This window comes from Micromonospora fiedleri (assembly GCF_016774385.1).
GTDB lineage: Bacteria > Actinomycetota > Actinomycetes > Mycobacteriales > Micromonosporaceae > Micromonospora > Micromonospora gifhornensis.
Genome location: NZ_JAETXL010000010.1, coordinates 1 through 15,054 on the forward strand (window position 1 = coordinate 1; position 15,054 = coordinate 15,054).

Genomic DNA, 15,054 nt, shown 5'->3' on the forward strand with positions numbered 1-15,054 from the left:
TAGGCCGCGTTTCGTAATGGCCGTCAAAGCCACTGGTTGATGACGGCGATGGTGACGGTGGCTTCGAAGCGGACGGAGAGTTTGTCGTATCGGGTGGCCATCGCCCGGTTCTGTTTGAGCTGGTTGATGCCGCATTCCACGGCGTGACGCTGCCGGTAGAGGACCGGGTCGAACGACGGAGGACGCCCGCCCTTGGCTCCTTTGGCCTTGCGGTGGGCGTCCTGGTCAGCCTTGCTCGGGATGCACACCCTGATCCTGCGGCGGCGGGCGTACCCGCGATTGCCTCGGCTGGTGTACGCCTTGTCAGCCAAGACCAGGTCCGGCCGGGTGCGGGGCCGTCCACCACCGACCCGGTAGACCTTGATCCGTTCGAGGACCGTGATGAACTGCGGACTGTCACCACGCTGACCAGCAGTGATCACCGTCGACAGCGTCTTACGGCCTTGTTCGCAGGCCAGATGGGTCTTGGTGGTGAACCCGCCCCGGGACCTGCCCAGAGCATGATCGGCGGGTTCGGTGAACACTCCACCCGGCGGTTCCTTCTGCAGGTCACCTGCATGACGGGCACCCGCAGCATGCTGATGGGCACGACTGATCGTGGAATCGACACTCACCGCCCACTCGATGTCACCGGCCGCGTCGGCCCGGGTCTGGAGCCGGGCCAGGATCTTCGCCCAGGTCCCGTCACGCTGCCACCGCCTAAACCAGCGATACAACGTCTGCCAGGGCGCGTACACCTCGGGCACGTCCCGCCACGGCGTTCCCGCCCGAACCCGCCACCGGATCCCATCAATGATCTGCCGCTTCGTCCATCGCGGCGGACGACCTCGCCGAGGATCCGCAGGCAGCGCAGGCCTCAGCACCGCCCACTGAGCGTCGGTGAGATCATGCCGCCTCGCTGCCACTACCCTGGGCACGAGGTCTCCGGTGGTTCAGGTTTGCTTGGTCGCTAACCCATCTACCGGAGACCTCACTTCGTATCGACAACCGCCACGCCCAGACACGTCACACCCCGCCCGCACTTACGAAACGCGGCCTAGCGCCCGCTCCCGCGCCTCGGCGAAGGTGACCACGTAGTCCGCGACCCGGCTCGACTGGTCGATGATGTCGCTGGAGGTGAGCACCTCCTGCCAGACCAGATCGGGCAACCGGGGCGACGGGAACGACAGGATCTGAAACGGGCTACCGAGCGCGGGATGCGCCCCGGCGGTGAAGGGCATGACTCGGATCTCGAACTGCTCCGGTCGCTCGGTCAGCAGTCGGTCGAGGTGATTGAGCTGGCCGCGCATCACCTCGGGGCCGCCCACCTGCTGCCGTAGCGCGCCCTCGGCGATCACGGTGGTCAGCCGCAGCGGGTGGTCACCATGCAGCCGCTGCTGCCGCGCCATCCGCACAGCGATCCGCCGGTCCATCTCGGTCAGTCGGACGTAGGTGTTGCCGCCTCGGATCACCGCGCGGGCGTACTCCTCGGTCTGCAACAGGCCATCTACCAGCTCGTTGTGGTAGCTCCGGACGTGCTCGGCCCCTGCTTCGTAGCCGAGAAAGCGGAGGAACTCGGCCGGGAAGAGTTGGGAGTACTGGTGCCACCAAGCGCGCGTCATGGCGGCGACCCGCAGCTCCTCCAGCTCGGCGGCGTCGGCAGGGTCGATCTCGTATACCTTGACGAGCTGGGCCAGCCGGTCGCCCGGCAGCTTGACTCGCCCGGCCTCCACCCCGGAGATGTACGCCTGGGTGATGCCACTGGCCTTGCCAGCGGCCACCGCCGTCATCCCCACTTCTTCGCGGCGCTCACGCAGCCGCAGCCCAAGCTCCCATGCCTGCACGGTCGGGGACACAAGCATCGGCCGCTTACGACGAGTACTTCCGGAGTTCGATGCCATCTCGATCCGCTCCCTTCGCTGGCGCATCTATGGCGCTCACAATATCCGGCAACTGCTCCTTGCGATAGGCCCTTGATATAAATGGCGACATCGGTGATGCTGCCATGAGGAGCTTGACTGGCACAGGGAGGCGGCATGTTGGGTGAGGTCAGGTGGTTTCCTCGGGAGCCGGAGGTGCGGCACGCCCTGTCGCTCTGCCGGGTGGTCGACGCCAGCACCCGGGACGAGTGGTACGACCTGCTCGGGGTCATCCGGGTGCCGGTGCACCCGCACACGCCCGAGACGCTGCATGATCAGCTTCGGGACTGGGCGCTGGCCACCTTGCGAGCCGGTGGCTACGGCTTCGGGCGCTACTACGCGAGCCTCTCCACGCTCGACGAGGACGACGAACCGGACAAGTTGATCGCGGACGAGAACATCGACTGGTCCGGCAGCGAAGCCCTGGTCCCGGCCGACCGATCAACCAATGGGTGAAACGTCGCCCGACACGACCTCCGGACGTCATCACCTTCCTGCCCCCGAGTCTCGCTTGACGTCGAGCAGGGTCGTACATATGTTCGAGCAGTGATCTCCTGCGGGAACTCCCATCGGCGGCCGCGGCCGGGATGGTCGAACCATGAGGGCAGGCCGGGGCCTACCATCATGCGCATGGACACGGCGACGATCGAGCGGGCGGCCCTGGTTGCCCTACTCCGCCGCCCCCATGCAAGCTGGCCCGAGACGGCGCTGCAGATCCAGGAGAACGGCAGCGCCAAGGCGGTCCTTGACCACACGGTCGGCCAATCCGACACGCTCTTCCCGGATGCGGATTCGGTAACCAGTCTGCTCGGCGCTGCCGCCGCCGAGATCGCCGATTGGCAGGCGGAGGGAATCGGCGTTCACGCCTTCTTCGACGCCACCTACCCGGCCCAACTGCTCGGCATCCGGGAGATGCCACCGCTCCTGTTTAGCCGGGGTGACCTGCGGGTTTACGACCGGGCGGTCGCCGTCGTCGGCAGCCGTAAGGCAAGCAGGGACGGGCTACGGATCGCCCGAGCGTGTGCCACCACCCTGGCAGGGCGTGGCGTGACCGTGGTCAGCGGGCTCGCCACCGGCATCGACACCGCCGCTCACACCGCCGCACTGGAGGCAGGAGGGCGCACGGTCGCCGTCGTCGGCACCGGGATTCGCCGTTACTACCCGGCGGACAACCGGCGCCTACAGGACCACATCGCCGACGTGGGGCTGGTGATCTCGCAGTTCTGGCCCGACGCCCCGCCGAGCCGACAGAGTTTCCCCATGCGCAACGCGGTAATGAGCGGGTACGCAGTCGCGACTGTCGTCGTCGAGGCAGGAGAGACCAGCGGAGCACGGGTCCAGGCCCGGCTCGCCCTCCAACACGGTCGTCCTGTCGTCCTCACGAGTCAGGTCATGCAGTGCGACTGGGCCAAGGCGTTCGCCGAAAAGCCCGGCGTCTACGTCGTCCACGGCACCGCACAGCTGTTGGAAGCCGTCGATGACATCCTCAGCTACCAACCCACCGAAGCCGGCCTGGAGAACTTCCCTGACTTCGCACTCCACTGATCATCGCTGGACCATCATCCGCCGATACGTCGAAGTTCAGCGCGGCTACCTACGCAATCCGCTGTCGGCGTACCCCTGGATCTGTCCCACCTGCCGTGGTGTTCGGCGTGCGGGTTACCCACTCTGTTTCCGCTGCCAGTCCCACCTGACTCTGTCGGACGGCGTCCTCGCAGACCTCGTCCTTCCGATTTCCTACTCCCCACGCAGCGGGCAACACCATCACAATCTCCGGACCTACAAGGGCGCAGCCCGGTCCGAGCAGAGTCGGCGAAACCTGCTCGCCGTACTGCTGCTCTTTCTGCACGACCACCTTGCTTGCGTGACGGCCCGCACCGGAGCCTCGCCGACGCACGTCATCACCGTCCCCAGCACCCGCAGCCGTCCGGGGGCACACCCGCTCACCGAGCTCGTCGGTAGTCGGCTCGGTCTGCCCTGGATAGACAGCGCGGTCAACCCGGACTACGGGCCGGACGACCACGACTTCCATACCGACTGGTTCGCCCCGACAATGCCCTCGTCCCGCGCGCCGATCCACGCGCTGATCCTCGAAGACACCTGGACGACTGGTGCCCGTGTGCAGTCACTCGCCTACGCCCTGAAGGCCGCAGGCGCGGCCACGGTGGCAACGATCGTCCTCGGTCGCCACGTAGATCCGAACTACGCTCCGGCAAAGCGGCTGCTCGATGCCATCGCTGACCCGGTATTCGACACCAATCGGTGTGCCGCAGACAGCGGCTGACCACAAGTTCCGCCGGCGTCGATGTGGGCCGGCCCCTCGACGATGCCGCAGCGGCCGGTTCCTCCGGTGTCGTCCCTAACCGTTACGGTCACCTTCATGAATGGGGAGGGTGTGCTCGCCGTACCGGATGAGCGGGTGATCCGCGACGAGCTGCAAGGGTTGGTCCTGGCTGACCTGCTCGGGCCGCTCGATGGTGCGGCGGAGGAGTTTCCGACCAGGGAGAACCCACTCGATCGCTACCTGCTCGGTCGACTCGCCCCCAACGGTGAGTCGGTTGACCCGTCCGATCAGGACACCCTCGATGAGGCCACTGTGTCCGATCCGCTGGAGGGGGGTGCCGAGCCGAGCGCTCCGAGCCTGCCCAGCATGGCCCCCTCCGCGATCGGCTTCACCACCTCCGTGCCGGTGTCGGTGACCCAGTTGCGGGTCACCGCCGCCTGGGGCAGCTACGACATGGGGGTGTCCGACCGGGAGGAGCACGCCGGGCAGCGGGTCTGGCGACGGCACCAGCGCGGCGGCCCGGTGACGGTGACCCTGGCTGAGGGGTTGCTGGCTCCGCAGCCGGTCGACGCGGCGCAGCCGAAGGTGGTGATGCGTGGTCGGGCACGTCGCCTGGGCGAGCACTGGCTGGTCTCGCTCTTCCTGGAGAACCGGCAGCCCAGTCCGTCCCCCCGGGATCCCAAGCAGTGGATCTTTCAGGTGGAGTTGAGCGCGACCGGCCCCGAGGAGGGCGAGCCGGTCTTCGTGCCCCGGCCGGAACAGGTCGCCGGTGGTGACGCCGCAGATCAGGCCGAGCGGCGTCGGCTGGCCATGGCCTACCGCTTCCAGCCGGAGTTCGCGGTGGGGCACGGCACGGCCGTCACGGCCGAGCTGGCGCCCGCCGATCCACTCCGAGCCCACAAGATCCGCACCACCACCGTTCCCATCCACGAGATGCCCTTCACCGACGTGCCCGACAGCAGGCAGGACAAGGATCTGCTGCCCGAGCTGGCCGAGGTGGAGCTGGACATGAAGCGGCTCGCCGAGTTGGCCGAGGCCGGGCCCGCTGCGACGCTGACCAGGGCGCTACGGCCCCTCGTCGCCGGCTACCGCAGGTGGATCACCAAGAACGAGGCGAGCGCCGGCGACCCGGCCCGACGACTCGACGAGTACCGCCCGGAGGTACGGGACGCTCTGCGCGACGCCCGGACGTCAGCCGACCGGATCGAAGCCGGCATCAACCTGCTGGCCGCAGATCCGACGGCGCGCGAGGCGTTCGGCTTCGCCAACCGGGCGATGTATCTGCAACGTGTGCACACCATGGCCGCCAGTCGCCGACGGGAGGATCCGAAGACTGCGCTGGCGGATGCGGTAGCTGACGTCGACCAGCCGGACCACCACCGGTGGCGCCCGTTCCAGTTGGCCTTCGTCCTGCTCAACCTGCCGGCGCTGGCCGACCCCCGGCACCCGGAGCGCAGTGCCGACACCGACCAGGCCATCGCCGACCTGCTGTGGTTCCCCACCGGTGGCGGCAAGACCGAGGCGTACCTCGGCCTCACCGCCTTCGCCATCGCGGTACGCCGTCGGCAGCCGGACTACCACGGGCTGACCGGCCGCGACGGGCTGACGGTGCTGATGCGCTACACCCTGCGCCTGCTCACGATCCAGCAGTTCGAGCGGGCGGCCACCCTGATCTGCGCGGCGGAGACCCTGCGCCGCGCCGCGCCGCAGACCTGGGGCGAGACGCCGATCCGCATCGGGTTGTGGGTCGGGGGCCGGGTCACCCCGAACCGCACCCAGGACGCCAAGGAGTGGCTGGATCAACGGCGGCAGAATCGCCCCAACCGGGGGGTCGGTTCGCCGCATCAGCTCACCAGTTGCCCCTGGTGCGGCACCAGGATCGACCCGGGTCGACACATCGTCGTGGAGCGGGAGCCCTGGCGCACCCTGGTGCTCTGCCCGGACGTGGACTGCCCGTTCAGCACCCTGGGCGGCTTCTCGCTCCCCGAGGACCAGCGGGGGCTTCCGGTGCTCCTGGTCGACGAGGAGATCTATCGACACCCACCGGCCCTGGTGATCGCCACCGTCGACAAGTTCGCCCAACTGCCGTGGAAGGGTGAGACCGCAACCCTCTTCGGCCGGGTGCACAAACGCTGCGAGCAGCACGGCTACCTGACTGAGGACCTCGAAGCGACCGACTGGGAGCGCCGGCGACACCGGCCGGGCAACCGGGTGCTCCCCTGCCCGCCGCTGCGCCCGCCGGACCTCATCATCCAGGACGAGCTGCACCTGATCTCCGGCCCGCTCGGCTCGCTGGTCGGGCTCTACGAGACCGCGGTGGACCGGCTGGCCAGTTGGGAGCCGGAGCCCGGGCACCTGTCCCGACCCAAGGTGATCGCCTCTACGGCCACCATCCGCCGCGCGCAGCAGCAGATCGGCGCGTTGTTCCACCGGCGGACCGAGGTCTTTCCGCCGCCGGGGCTGGACGCCGCCGACAGCTTCTTCGCCCGGCAGCGCGAGCGCGAGCAGCAACCGGGTCGCCGCTACGTCGGCATCTGCGCGCACGGCAACCGGCTCCGGTCAACCCTGATCCGGGTGTACGTCTCGGTGCTCGGGGCGGCGCAGAAGCTCCACGACAAGTACGGCGGCAACCCGGTCACCGACCCGTACATGACCCTGGTCGGATACTTCAACAGCCTGCGTGATCTGGGTGGTATGCGGCGGGTGGTCGAGGACGACATCTCCACCCGACTCACCCGCGCGGACGAACGCGGACTGGCCCGGCGCTACGACCCGCACCTGGAGGAGCTGACCTCCCGGATGTCCTCCGACGCGATCCGGCCCCTGCTGGACCGGCTCGCCGTGCGGTTCTCCGGCACCCGGGTCAAGGGCGGGCAACGGCCGATCGACGTACTCCTCGCCACCAGCATGATCTCCGTCGGTGTCGACATCGATCGGCTCGGCGTGATGGTGGTCGCCAATCAGCCGAAGTCGGCCGCGGAGTACATCCAGGCCACCAGCCGGGTCGGCCGACGGGCCCCGGGCCTGGTCTTCACCGTCTACAACTGGGCCCGACCGCGCGACCTGTCCCACTATGAGCGGTTCGATCACTTCCACGCCACTGTCTACCGGCAGGTCGAGGCCCTGTCGGTGACCCCGTTCGCCGAGCGGGCCATCGACCGGGGTCTGACCGGAGTGCTGGTGGCGCTGATCCGCGACCTGGAGGACACCTACAACGGCAACCTTCGGGCCGGGGACTTCGACCGGCACAGTCAACTCGCCGAGCACGTCGTGAATTTCCTCAAGCGGCGCAGCACAGTGGCCGCCGACAACACCATCAGCCGGCGGGTGGTGGACGAGTTGGAGGCCCGCCTGGACCTCTGGGCCCGGGAACGGATGCGACCCGCGCGGCGGCTGGCCTACGACAAGCCCTACCACAGCGACGACATCGCCGGGCTGCTGCACCGCCCGGACGAAGGCCGGTGGGAGCAGACCACCTGCCCCACCTCCCTGCGCGACGTGGAACCCGGCATCCAACTCCAACTGCAACTCGCCGCCCTCGGCGAGGAGCCGCCACCGTTCGTCCCGCCCGTCGCCAGCGCGCCCGTAGGTTCCTCGTGACCGGCCCGCAGCAACGCAGCCTCCGGGTCGGGGCGCTGCGTCCCAACCAGCTCCTGCACACCTACGGCGTCGGGTCGGTCGCCGACCTGCCCAGCCTGTCGGTGTTGACCCTCGGGTTGGCGCACTGGGACCTCACCCACTCCGTCCCGGTCGTCGAGGAGCGACTGCTGGCGGCGCTCCGGCGCAGACTCGGCGGCCAGGTGGAGAGCCTGCGCCTGCCGCCGCACCTGCCGGAGACCTCCGACCCCTTCGCCGACTGGACCCGGGTGGGCGTGCCGGTGACCCTCTTCCCCACCTGGCTGCGTTGCTCCGACACCCGGTGCAACCGGCTGGCCCCGGTCACCTCCGGGCTGTTCGACCTGCTCTCCTCCCCCTTCCAGCCGGACAAGGCCCGCTACGTGCACAGCTGCCGGGGCAACGGCCCGTCCCGGCCCACCGCAGTGCCTGCCCGCTTCGTGCTGGCCTGCGACAACGGCCACCTGGACGACTTCCCCTGGTCGTATGTCGCACACGGCGGGACCGATCCCGGCCCCGGCCACACCCTCAAGCTCACCGAACGCGGCAGCACCGGTGAGGCGGCCAACATCATCATCAACTGCGAGTGCGGGGCCTCCATGGCGATGTCCCGGGCGATCGGCAAGCCCGCCGAGCGGACCCTTCCCGCCTGTCGTGGACGCCACCCCCACCTGGGCACCTGGGACTCCTGCGGCGCCGCCACCCGGACCCTGGCGCTCGGCGCCACCAACAGCTGGTTCGCGATGCAACTGCGCGTCATCAGCCTCCCCCGGGCCGAGACCCCGGTCGACCAGGTGGTCGCCGACAACTGGGCGGAGCACCTGCATTTTCTCGCCGGGCTGAACGCCGAGACCGCCAAGCAGATCATGCAGACCCAGGTCTGCTGGCCCGAGTTGAGGCCGTACGGCGTGGACCGGGCCTGGGAGGCCATCCAACGGCACGCCGCCGCCGAAGGCACCGACGACACCAGCCACGACGACACCGACCTGCACACGCCCGAGTGGCTCGCCTTCACCTCCGGCCGCAGCTTCGAGCTGCCCGACTTCACCACCCGGCCGGAGCCGGTACCGACCCAGCATCGGGATTGGCTGCGGGACGTGGTCCTCGTTCCCCGGCTGCGGGAGGTCGCCGCGCTGTACGGCTTCACCCGGATCGACGGCCCCGAGTGGGTGGTCCTCGACACCCCGGATCGGCGGCGGGCCCCGCTGACGGTCGGCCGACCCACCTGGCTGCCCTGTGCGGAGATGCGCGGGGAGGGGATCTTCCTGCGCCTCGCCGAGGAACGGATCGTCGAGTGGGAACACCGCCCGGAGGTCAAGCAACGCGAGAAAATGTTGACCGTCGCCCACGACCGTTGGCGGGCCTCGCGGAACATGGACCCGGCTCCCCATCCCGGGCCGCGATACGTCCTGCTGCACACGTTCGCGCACGTGCTCATCCGTGAGCTGGCTCTCGAATGCGGCTACAGCGCCGCCGGCATCCGGGAACGCATCTACCCCGGAACGGACGACGCTTCCGCCGCCGGAATCCTGCTCTACACCTCGGCACCCGACAGCGAGGGCACCCTCGGCGGGCTCGTCTCCCTGGGGCGCACCGACCGGCTGGGCGCGCTCATCGAACGCGCCCTGGAGGCCGCCCGGCTGTGCAGCTCGGATCCGCTCTGCGCGGAACACGACCCGAGGGTGCACTCCCGGCTGTCGGCCGCCGCCTGCCACGCCTGTCTCTTCGCCGCCGAGACCTCCTGCGAACGAGGCAACCACTACCTGGACCGGGCCCTGCTCGTCGACACCCTCACCGATCCCGGCTCCGGCTTCTTCACCGCATGAGCCACGAGCGCTTCGCCGAGGTGATCGCCGACATCGCCACCGCTCTCCCCGCCGACCACATCGCCGCCTGGGCCGGTGTGCTCGGCAGCGTGGACCGGGAACCGGGCGCCGCCCTGGCAGTCGACCTCATCGCGGCCCGGCACGGGTTCTCGGTAGCCACCCAGGCCACCCGGCTGATCACCGCCTGGCAGACCGAGGCGCCCGACCTGCCCGGCTCGGCAGTGGCTCTCGCACTGCGGAGCGCCGCACTCATGCAGCAGCGGGTCGAGGCACAGCGGACCCGGTTGGTGGTCAGCGGCCCGACCAGCCCCGCCGTGCCGGTCCGGCTGACCAGTTCCGTGATCGTGCAGGTCATCCGCGAGGCCCGGAGCCGTCTGCTGGTGGCGAGCTTCGCCGCGTACCGGGTGCCCGAGGTCGTCGCCGAGTTGCGCTCGGCGGCGCACCGGGGCGTACACATCGATCTGATCCTGGAAAGCTCCGCCGAGAACGGGGGTGCCCTGCGGGGATCATCCGGGGCCGCAGCCGCCTTCGCCGCCGTACGCCGACAGGCCACCTTCTGGCACTGGCCGGGAGCCCGCCGCACCGCCGACGGAAGCCCGCGCGCCGCACTGCACGCGAAGTTCGTCGCCGCCGACGACCGGCAAGCCGTGATCACCAGCGCCAACCTCACCGGCCGGGCGCTGTCCGACAACATCGAGGTCGGGGTGATGCTCAACGATCCGCAGGTCGTCGGGCGGCTCGTCGCGCACTTCCGCGCCCTCACCGACCCGCGCACCGGCCCGCTGGAGCGGCTCACCTGAACCCGCCTGGGCGGGACGGCAGGTGCCCGCCGGTCAGCTGGGCCAGGCGCGCACGAACAGGTCGCGGGTGTCGCTGAGCAGTTGCGGCAGGACCTTGGTACGCCCGATCACCGGCATGAAGTTGGCATCGCCGCCCCACCGGGGCACCACGTGCTGGTGCAGGTGGGCGGCAATGCCCGCGCCGGCCACCCCGCCCTGGTTCATCCCGAGGTTGAAGCCGTGTGCGTTGCTGACCTTGCGGACCACCCGCATGGCGGTCTGGGTAAACGCGGCCAGCTCGACCGTCTCCGGCTCGTCCAGGTCGGTGTAGTCGGCCACGTGCCGGTACGGGCAGACCAGCAGGTGACCCGGGTTGTACGGGTACAGGTTGAGCACGACGAACACGTGCTCGCCCCGGGCGACCACCAGGCTCTCCTCGTGGGGTCGACCCGGGGCCAGGCAGAACGGGCAGCCGGAGGGCTGTTCGTAGCCGCCCTCGGGCCGGTCCTCACCGGAGATGTACGTCATCCGGTGGGGGGTCCAGAGCCGGTCCAGCCCGTCTGCCATGTCCCTGTCGATGTGCTGCTCGTCCGCCCCAGTCACACGGCGATCCTACGTACCGCACGGGGCCGGTTCGCCACCCCGTACCGCAGACGTCCGGCGATCGCGGCCACCGGGTGACGGCCAATTGCAGAATGCGACAAGGATTTCTTGACTATTACATCGATGTCGATGAAACTTTCACTCCTCACAATTCGAAGATCGTCGATTGGAGTGGTTGTGGAGCGACGTACCGTCCGGCACCGTCTGGTCAGTGCCCTCACCGCCTGCGCCCTGGCCGCACTGGCCAGCCTGGCGGCGGTGACCGCCACCGGCACCCCCGCCCAGGCCGACGCCTGCTACACCTGGGGTCGAACGCTCTCCTCCGGCATGACCGGCGAGGACGTACGCCAGTTGCAGATCCGCGTCTCCGGCTACCCCGGCTACGGCGCGGTGCTCACCCTCGACGGGGCGTACGGCCCGGCCACCCGGTCGGCGGTGATCCGCTTCCAGCAGGCCTACGGGCTGGCCGCCGACGGGGTGGCCGGTGCGCAGACCTTCAACCAGATCTACGCCCTGCAGGATCCGGACTGCACGCCGGTCAGCTTCAGCTACGCCGAGTGGAACCGGTGCAACAGCGACTGGTCCGGCGGCGCGGTGTCGGCGAGCACCGCCCGGTTCAACGCCCTGGTCTCGATGTGGAAGCTCCAGGCGATGCGCCGCGCCATGGGCAACGCACCGCTCTACCTGAGCAGCGGATTCCGCAGCTACTCCTGCAACAGCGCGGTCGGCGGCGCCAGCAACAGCCGACACCTCTACGGCGACGGGATCGACCTGGTCGGGTCGCACTCCTTCTGCGCGCTCGCCCAGCAGGCCCGCAACCACGGGTTCACCAACATCCTCGGCCCGGGATATCCGGGACACAACGACCACACCCACCTGGGCAACACGCCCAGCCGTTCCTGGTCGGCACCGAGCTGCGGGATCTGACGCACCCGTGCGACGGCAGCCCCGCCGAATGCGGGGCTGCCGCAACGGCGGGTCAGGCGGCGGACGGGCCGACGTTGGTGCGGGTGTTGACCACGTCGAGGACGTGGGTGACCGCCTCGGCCAGCGGCACGCCGTTGCGCTGCGAGCCGTCGCGGTAGCGGAACGAGACCGTACCGGCGGCGACGTCGTCGTCCCCGGCGATCACCATGAACGGGATCTTCTGCTGCTGGGCGTTACGGATCTTCTTCTGCATCCGCTCGTCACCGGAGTCGACCTGGGCGCGGATGCCTTCGGCGCGCAGCGCGGCGACGAAGCCGTGCAGGTAGTCCGCGTGGTCGTCACGGATCGGGATGCCGACCACCTGCACCGGGGCCAGCCAGGCCGGGAACGCCCCCGCGTAGTGCTCGGTGAGCACCCCGAAGAACCGCTCGATCGAGCCGAACAACGCCCGGTGGATCATCACCGGTCGCTGCCGGGTGCCGTCGGCGGCCTGGTACTCCAGGCCGAAGCGCTCCGGCAGGTTGAAGTCGACCTGGATGGTGGACATCTGCCAGGTCCGGCCGATGGCGTCCTTGACCTGTACGGAGATCTTCGGCCCGTAGAAGGCCGCCCCGCCCGGGTCCGGTACCAGGGTGAGTCCGGACTCCTCGGCGGCCGAGCGCAGCGCCTCGGTGGCCCGCTCCCAGTTCTCGTCGGTGCCCACCGACTTCTCCGGGTTGCGGGTGGACAGCTCCAGGTAGAAGTCGTCCAGGCCGTAGTCGCGCAGCAGTTCGAGGACGAAGGCGAGCAGCGACTTCAGCTCGCCGGCCATCTGCTCCTCGGTGCAGAAGATGTGCGCGTCGTCCTGGGTCATGCCGCGCACCCGGGTCAGACCGTGCACCACACCGGACTTCTCGTACCGGTAGACCGTGCCGAACTCGAACATCCGCAGCGGCAGTTCCCGGTAGGAGCGGCCACGGGAGCGGAAGATCAGGTCGTGCATCGGGCAGTTCATCGGCTTGAGGTAGTAGCTGGCGCCCTCCACCTCCATGGGCGGGAACATGCCGTCGGCGTACCAGTCCAGGTGACCGGAGACCTCGTACAGGTGCCCCTTGGTGATGTGCGGGGTGTTGACGAACTCGTACCCGGCCTGCTCGTGCTTGAGCCGCGAGTAGTTCTCCATCTCGCGACGGATGATGCCGCCCTTGGGGTGGAAGACCGCCAGGCCGGAGCCGAGCTCGTCGGGGAAGCTGAACAGGTCGAGGTCCACACCGAGCTTGCGGTGGTCGCGCCGGGCGGCCTCCTCCAACAGCTTCAGGTACGCCTTCAGCTCGTCGCGGGTCGGCCAGGCGGTGCCGTACACCCGCTGCAACTGCGGGTTGCGCTCCGACCCACGCCAGTACGCGGCGGCCGAACGCATCAGCTTGAACGCGCCGATCAGCCGGGTGTTGGGCAGGTGCGGGCCCCGGCACAGGTCCGACCAGCAGACCTTGTCCTCGGTGGCGGCCAGGTTGTCGTAGATGGTCAGCTCGCCGCCGCCGACCTCCATCACCTCGGAGGAGTCCAGCCCCTCGCCCTTGACGTCGATCAGTTCCAGCTTGAACGGCTCGGCGGCCAACTCGACCTTCGCCTCGTCCAGGCTGTCGAAGCGGCGGCGACGGAACCGCTGGCCGGACTTGATGATCTCCTGCATCCGCTTTTCGAGCTTGGCCAGGTCGTCCGGCTGGAACGGCTTGTCGACGGCGAAGTCGTAGTAGAAGCCGTTCTCGATCGGCGGGCCGATGCCGAGCTTGGCCTCGGGGAAGATGTCCTGCACCGCCTGGGCGAGCACGTGCGCGGTCGAGTGCCGCAGCACGTTGAGCCCGTCCGGGGAGTCGAGGGCGACCGGCTCGACGACGGTCTCCTCGGCCGGACGCCAGTCCAGGTCCCGCAGCACGCCCTGCGGGTCACGGACCACCACGATCGCCTTCGGACCGCTGGTGGGCAGTTCGGCGGCGGCCACCGCGTCGGCCGCCGTCGTCCCGGCGGCGACGACGACAGGGTCGGCCACGGCGGGGGTACGGGGTGCGGACACGGGGAACTCCTCGCAGCAGATGTGACGGAAGGTGCCGGTGACGGCTCACCGCGATGGTATCGGTCGGCCCGACGGCCACCGTCCCCGACACCGTAGGGGACGAATCCGGGCGGCGTTGAACCTTTTCGGCCCGGAAACCGAACTACCAGGTGTGGCCGGAGCCGGTTCCGGCCACGTCGACACGGATGGGGAACCCAGGATGGCGATGACGCGCGGCGGGAGCCGTCGACGCCGGGGTGGGCTGGTGGCCGCCCTGGCCACGGCCGGGGTGCTGCTCTGGCCCGCGACCACGGCGTGGGCCGACGGCGTGACGTTCACTCCGACCGAGGCCCAGCAGGGCAACTCGGTCAAGCTCGAGTTCCTGGTGCCCGACGAGCGGCCCGGGGTCCGGACCGAGCGGATCGAGATCCGGATGCCGGCGGAGACTCCGGTGGCCGAGGTGTATCCGCTCTCGGTGCAGGGCTGGGCGCCCGCGATCACCACCCGCAAGCTGGACGTCCCGGTCGCGGGCATGCACGGCCCGGCGACCGACGTGGTGACCGCCGCGCTGACCTGGACCCGGGGCACCGGCGAGGCGGGCACGGGCCCGGCCCGGCTGGTGTTCTCGATGGCGCCGCTGCCGCAGACCGACCAGGTGCGGTTCGAGCTGACCCAGACCTACGCCGACGGCCTCCAGGTGCACTGGGGCGACCGTCCCGGCCAGCGCCCGCTGCCCGCGCTGATCCTCACCCCGGGCGACCCGGCGTACCCGGGTGCCGCCCACGGTGGTCACGGCGCGGCCCCCGGCGGTGCGGTGCCGGGCGCCCCCGCGCCGGCCACCGCCACGCCCGACGAGGGACCGAACGCCAACAGCCTGCTCGCCGCCGGCCTGGTCGCCGGCCTCGGCGGTGGCGCGGTGGTCGGTTGGCTGATCAGCCGACGCCGCCGCGCCGACACCGAGGAGATCGACCGGTCGGTCCTCGACGAAGAGCCCGCCGCCGAGAACGGCCCGACGGCGGTGGCCGACGCGGAGCCGACGCAGCGCCGCGACGACCGGGTGGCCCGGGCCGGCGCTACCCGCTGAGCGGCA

At 69.8% G+C, this 15,054-nt stretch carries 12 protein-coding genes; 8 read left to right on the forward strand and 4 right to left on the reverse strand.

Going from position 1 to position 15,054, the window contains the following annotated elements:
* Positions 1 to 23 precede the first annotated feature (23 nt).
* Complete coding sequence (locus JMF97_RS24880) at positions 24 to 917, reverse strand: IS5 family transposase (protein ID WP_203220936.1); 894 nt, start codon at positions 915 to 917, stop codon at positions 24 to 26.
* 105 nt (positions 918 to 1,022) lie between these two features.
* The gene (locus JMF97_RS24885; protein WP_307817100.1) at positions 1,023 to 1,907 is read right to left on the reverse strand and encodes a helix-turn-helix domain-containing protein; all 885 of its coding nucleotides are present in this window, start codon (positions 1,905 to 1,907) and stop codon (positions 1,023 to 1,025) included.
* Between the two features lie 108 nt (positions 1,908 to 2,015).
* On the opposite strand from JMF97_RS24885, the gene JMF97_RS24890 reads away from it, so the two are divergent.
* The 6 genes from JMF97_RS24890 (at position 2,016) to drmC (ending at position 10,423) form a co-directional block, all read left to right on the forward strand.
* Entirely contained in the window at positions 2,016 to 2,354 is a 339-nt protein-coding gene (locus JMF97_RS24890) for a hypothetical protein (protein ID WP_203223732.1), read from the forward strand.
* Positions 2,355 to 2,528: 174 nt separating this feature from the next.
* The gene (locus tag JMF97_RS24895) at positions 2,529 to 3,443 is read left to right on the forward strand and encodes a DNA-processing protein DprA (protein WP_203223733.1); all 915 of its coding nucleotides are present in this window, start codon (positions 2,529 to 2,531) and stop codon (positions 3,441 to 3,443) included.
* A 319-nt stretch (positions 3,444 to 3,762) separates the two neighbouring features.
* Positions 3,763 to 4,182 carry a hypothetical protein gene (locus JMF97_RS31545; protein WP_307817101.1) on the forward strand — a complete coding sequence of 140 codons (420 nt, stop codon included), beginning with the start codon at positions 3,763 to 3,765 and terminating at the stop codon, positions 4,180 to 4,182.
* A 96-nt stretch (positions 4,183 to 4,278) separates the two neighbouring features.
* Positions 4,279 to 7,782, forward strand: coding sequence for a DISARM system helicase DrmA (gene drmA, locus JMF97_RS24905; RefSeq protein ID WP_203223734.1), 3,504 nt, complete (start codon positions 4,279 to 4,281; stop codon positions 7,780 to 7,782).
* A complete protein-coding gene (gene drmB / locus JMF97_RS24910) occupies positions 7,779 to 9,623 on the forward strand; it encodes a DUF1998 domain-containing protein (protein WP_203223735.1) in 1,845 nt (614 codons plus the stop codon). The genes drmA and drmB overlap by 4 nt, the downstream gene beginning before the upstream one ends.
* The gene (drmC, locus tag JMF97_RS24915) at positions 9,620 to 10,423 is read left to right on the forward strand and encodes a DISARM system phospholipase D-like protein DrmC (protein ID WP_203223736.1); all 804 of its coding nucleotides are present in this window, start codon (positions 9,620 to 9,622) and stop codon (positions 10,421 to 10,423) included. Before drmB ends, drmC begins: the two co-directional genes overlap by 4 nt.
* Before the next feature lie 33 nt (positions 10,424 to 10,456).
* Here the strand turns inward: drmC and JMF97_RS24920 are convergent, their stop codons facing one another.
* The gene (locus tag JMF97_RS24920) at positions 10,457 to 10,969 is read right to left on the reverse strand and encodes an HIT family protein (protein ID WP_013732680.1); all 513 of its coding nucleotides are present in this window, start codon (positions 10,967 to 10,969) and stop codon (positions 10,457 to 10,459) included.
* A 213-nt stretch (positions 10,970 to 11,182) separates the two neighbouring features.
* Between JMF97_RS24920 and JMF97_RS24925 the strand changes: the two genes are divergently transcribed.
* Complete coding sequence (locus JMF97_RS24925) at positions 11,183 to 11,932, forward strand: D-Ala-D-Ala carboxypeptidase family metallohydrolase (RefSeq protein ID WP_126712575.1); 750 nt, start codon at positions 11,183 to 11,185, stop codon at positions 11,930 to 11,932.
* A gap of 52 nt (positions 11,933 to 11,984) precedes the next feature.
* On the opposite strand, the gene thrS is transcribed toward JMF97_RS24925, so the two are convergent.
* Entirely contained in the window at positions 11,985 to 13,985 is a 2,001-nt protein-coding gene (gene thrS, locus JMF97_RS24930) for a threonine--tRNA ligase (RefSeq protein WP_203223737.1), read from the reverse strand.
* 199 nt (positions 13,986 to 14,184) lie between these two features.
* Here thrS and JMF97_RS24935 point away from each other — a divergent pair, with 199 nt between their 5' ends.
* On the forward strand, positions 14,185 to 15,048 hold the full coding sequence (locus tag JMF97_RS24935) for a DUF1775 domain-containing protein (protein ID WP_203223738.1): 864 nt from the start codon (positions 14,185 to 14,187) through the stop codon (positions 15,046 to 15,048).
* Positions 15,049 to 15,054: the final 6 nt, after the last annotated feature.

What these genes read in the sequence shown, in the direction of transcription:
- JMF97_RS24885 (WP_307817100.1), bottom strand. Translation starts at nt 1,907, where the DNA reads ATGCGCCAGCGAAGGGAGCGGATCGAGATGGCATCGAACTCCGGAAGT.
- JMF97_RS24890 (WP_203223732.1), top strand. Translation starts at nt 2,016, where the DNA reads ATGTTGGGTGAGGTCAGGTGGTTTCCTCGGGAGCCGGAGGTGCGGCAC.
- JMF97_RS24895 (WP_203223733.1), top strand. Translation starts at nt 2,529, where the DNA reads ATGGACACGGCGACGATCGAGCGGGCGGCCCTGGTTGCCCTACTCCGC.
- drmA (WP_203223734.1), top strand. Translation starts at nt 4,279, where the DNA reads ATGAATGGGGAGGGTGTGCTCGCCGTACCGGATGAGCGGGTGATCCGC.
- drmC (WP_203223736.1), top strand. Translation starts at nt 9,620, where the DNA reads ATGAGCCACGAGCGCTTCGCCGAGGTGATCGCCGACATCGCCACCGCT.
- JMF97_RS24920 (WP_013732680.1), bottom strand. Translation starts at nt 10,969, where the DNA reads ATGGCAGACGGGCTGGACCGGCTCTGGACCCCCCACCGGATGACGTAC.
- JMF97_RS24935 (WP_203223738.1), top strand. Translation starts at nt 14,185, where the DNA reads ATGGCGATGACGCGCGGCGGGAGCCGTCGACGCCGGGGTGGGCTGGTG.